Raw genomic sequence first — 3572 nt, 5'->3', positions numbered from 1 at the left:
TGGTACTGCAGGGGGGACCCTGTGGGAGAGTAGGACACCGCCGGACTTGATTTGGTAGTAACGGGAAGGCCCGTCGCACTTGGTGCGACGGGCCTTCCTGCGTTAACGCTCCGATGCGCATCCCATCGACGTCCGTGGGTGGGTGCCGTCTGACGAGACGGGCTCGCCCCGTGCGGCGATTGAAGCCCAGGGCGTTCCTGGGGGCCTGAGAGCGGTCGTCCTGGGCGCCGTGCTGGCGCGGATGGACAAGCGACGCCGGTCACACGGGTGTGCGGGTACCGGATCGGCGTCGGAAGAGGCCGTCCATGCGCCTCAGCCCGGGCCGCTTCGTCTGCGCATGGCGTGCCGTCCGGGGCACGCATGGGCGCCCAGCGGTTAGCCTGGGACCTGACTTCGGCACGATCCACAACACCACAGACATCATCTGGCCCTCAGGGCCGACAGGAGCACAGTGAGCGACTCATCCGATCGAGACAGCCGGCCCGAAGGCCAGGACCGCGGATCGTCGCATTCCCCACGTGGTCGCGATGGTGCCAAGCCGCCGTATGAGCGGGGATCCTCTGGTGCTCCTCGTGGTCCGCGCGACGAAGGGCGCACGTCCGGGCCTCGCGGCGCGGGCGGGGATCGCCCTGGACGTGACGGTGAGCGGAAGCCGTGGTCGAAGGACGGCGGGGGTGCGGCCCGTCCGCAGCGTGACGGTGAGCGCAAGCCGTGGTCGCGTGACGGCGGAGCCGGTCAGGCCCGTCCTGCCCGTGATGGTGAGCGGAAGCCGTGGTCCAAGGACGGTGGGGGTGCGGCCCGTCCGCAGCGTGATGGTGAGCGGAAGCCGTGGTCGCGTGACGGCGGAGCCGGTCAGGCCCGTCCTGCCCGTGATGGTGAGCGCAAGCCGTGGTCGAAGGACGGCGGGGGTGCGGCCCGTCCGCAGCGTGACGGTGAGCGCAAGCCGTGGTCGCGTGATGGAGGTTCCGGTCCGTCGCGTCCGGCGCGTGATGGTGAGCGCAAGCCCTGGTCGAAGGACGGCGGGCGTGATGCCGGTCGCGGTGGAGCTCGTCCGCCGCGGGACGGCGACAAGCTGTGGACGCGGGACGGGCGCCCTGCGCGGAACGACCGGGACGCCCCGCGGTACGAGGAGGCCCTCACGGAGGAGCAGCTGCGCGCGCGCGAGCTGCGGTCCGTGCGTCCGCGTCACGAGGACCCGGAGATCCCGGAGGACGTGAAGCCGGGCGACCTGGATCGGATCGCCCGCAACGAGCTGAAGACGCTGAGCAAGGACAACGCCGAGGGCGTCGCGCAGCACCTCGTCATGGCGGCGCGCCTCATCGAGGAGGATCCGGAGCTCGCGCACCGCCACGCCACGTCGGCCGCACGCCGTGCGGGGCGCATCGCGGTGGTCCGGGAGTCCCTGGCGATCACGGCGTACGCCGTCGGCGACTACGCCCTCGCCCTGCGCGAGTTGCGGACGTACCGGCGCATCTCGGGCAAGAACGACCAGCTCGCCCTCATGGTCGACAGCGAGCGCGGGCAGGGACGCCCCGACAAGGCGCTGGAGCTGGGACGCTCCGTGCCGAAGGAGACGCTGCCGGCGGCGGAGCAGGTGGCGCTCGCGATCGCGATGTCCGGCGCCCGGCTCGACCTCGGCCAGACGGAGGCCGCTCTCGGTGAGCTGTCGATCGCGCAGCTGAGCCGCGACGTGGCCTACTCGTACAGCGCCGACCTCTTCCATGCCTACGCGGAGGTGCTCGAGGAGCTGGGCCGCTCCGAGGAGGCCGACGCCTGGCGACAGCGAGCCGAGGCAGCCGAGGCGGCGTTCGCGGATCCCGACGAGGGCTGGGACGACATGGTCGAGGTCGTGGAGGAGGAGCTCGACGTGGAGCTCGCGGCGGAGGGAGATGACTCCGGGGAGGACGACGGCACTCCGGACCGCGGAGGATCCGACGCGATGCGCGACGATGCGGGACGCACCGCGGATGTCGGTGGTGACGCGGGCGATGCGAGCGACGGGAACGGCGCGGTCGACGCCATCGACGTGAACCGGGCGGGTGACGCGGCCGACGAGCCCGGGGATCCCGTCGCGGCGGCGGGGGAGCCGAGCCCGCCGAGCGAGGACGGGGACAGCGACGACATCGCGGTCGACATCGACGACGAGCTCGACGCGGACGCCGAGGTCACGCGCGACGGCGACGATGTCGCGACGGCCGCGGAGCCCGCGAACGACGACGACGCGAGCGCCGACGACGCATCCGCGACGGGCGCCGCCGGGGAAGGCGACCGCGATGTTCGCTAGGGCGGCGAAGGGCAGCGCCCCGCTCGAGGGCGTGGACGTGATCCTCGCGGACCTCGACGGCGTCGTGTACGCGGGGCCCGACAGCATCCCGCACGCCGTCGACGCGCTGAACCGCGCGGCCGGCGACGGGATCCGACTGGGGTACATCACCAACAACGCCTCCCGCACGGACGCGTCCGTGGCCGCGCACCTGAGCTCGCTCGGGCTCGACGTCGCGCCCGAGGACGTCGTGACGTCGCCGCAGGCCGCGCTGCGTCTGCTCGCGGACCGGGTCCCGGCGGGATCCACCGTGCTGGTCGTCGGCGGCGAGGGCCTCGTGCACGAGCTCGAGAAGGCCGGCTACGTCGTCACCCGCTCGACGGAGGACAGCCCGGCCGCCGTGGTGCAGGGCTTCGCGCCGGAGGTGGGCTGGACCCAGCTCGCCGAGGCCGCCTTCGCGCTGGCCGATCCCGACGTGGTGTGGGTCGCGACCAACACCGACTGGACCATCCCCGTCGCGCGTGGCATCGCGCCCGGCAACGGCACGCTCGTCTCGGCCGTGCACACGGCCGTCGGGCGCCTGCCCGTCGTCGCCGGCAAGCCCGAGACGCCGATCTTCGACGTGGCCCGCGAGCGCTTCGGCGCACAGCGGCCCGTGTTCCTCGGCGACCGGCTCGACACCGACATCCTCGGGGCGACGCGCGCCGGCATGGCGTCGGTGCACGTGCTGACCGGGATCGACCGGGCCAAGCAGCTCCTCGCGGCCGAGGAGGACCAGCGGCCCACCTTCATCCTCGAGCACCTCGGCCAGCTGCACGAGCCGTACCCCGAGACGCGCTTCTCGCAGGAGGGCCGCGTGGCCACGGTCGGCAGGTCGTCCGTCCGGATCGCGGGTGACCGCGTCGAGGTCGTGAAGGACGGCGGCTCGACGATCGACACGCTGCGGGCCGCGTGCGCCGTGATCTGGAACTCGGGCCGACCGATCTACGGGCTCGACGTGCAGGAGTCGCTCTACGTCGCAGCCGGCGCCGCCGGCGCCGGCCGGGCGTAGCGTGACGGCGTGAGCGACGACCCGGACGACCTCGACGACCGCGACGTCGCCGAGGAGCTGGTCTCCCGGCTGCAGCTCATCGAGGAGCAGTCGCTCGGCGACCGTGCGGCCGCGTTCGCGCTGCTCCACGACGAGCTGCGCGCCCGGCTCGAGGGCGGCGACGGGGCCGCGGCGCGTGGCTGACCCCGGCGACGGATCCGCGGGCGCACCGATCTCCCCGCCCTCGGCCGACGAGGCCATCGGCGGCGACCTGCGGCT

At 73.3% G+C, this 3572-nt stretch carries 3 protein-coding genes; all 3 read left to right on the top strand.

Going from position 1 to position 3572, the window contains the following annotated elements; genetic code table 11:
- Positions 1–1174: 1174 nt before the first annotated feature.
- Genes DZG00_RS13510 through DZG00_RS17175 form a run of 3 tightly spaced genes read left to right on the top strand, consistent with a single transcriptional unit; the run spans position 1175 to position 3497 of the window.
- Complete coding sequence (locus DZG00_RS13510) at positions 1175–2284, top strand: tetratricopeptide repeat protein (protein ID WP_119382501.1); 1110 nt, start codon at positions 1175–1177, stop codon at positions 2282–2284.
- On the top strand, positions 2274–3314 hold the full coding sequence (locus DZG00_RS13505; protein WP_119382500.1) for an HAD-IIA family hydrolase: 1041 nt from the start codon (positions 2274–2276) through the stop codon (positions 3312–3314). The genes DZG00_RS13510 and DZG00_RS13505 overlap by 11 nt, the downstream gene beginning before the upstream one ends.
- 9 nt (positions 3315–3323) lie before the next feature.
- Entirely contained in the window at positions 3324–3497 is a 174-nt protein-coding gene (locus tag DZG00_RS17175) for a hypothetical protein (protein ID WP_199688952.1), read from the top strand.
- Positions 3498–3572: the final 75 nt, after the last annotated feature.

It is taken from the genome of Clavibacter lycopersici (assembly GCF_003576405.1).
GTDB lineage: Bacteria > Actinomycetota > Actinomycetes > Actinomycetales > Microbacteriaceae > Clavibacter > Clavibacter lycopersici.
The sequence above is the reverse complement of the archived record's forward strand: the minus strand, read 5'-3'. Positions and strand labels throughout refer to the sequence as shown.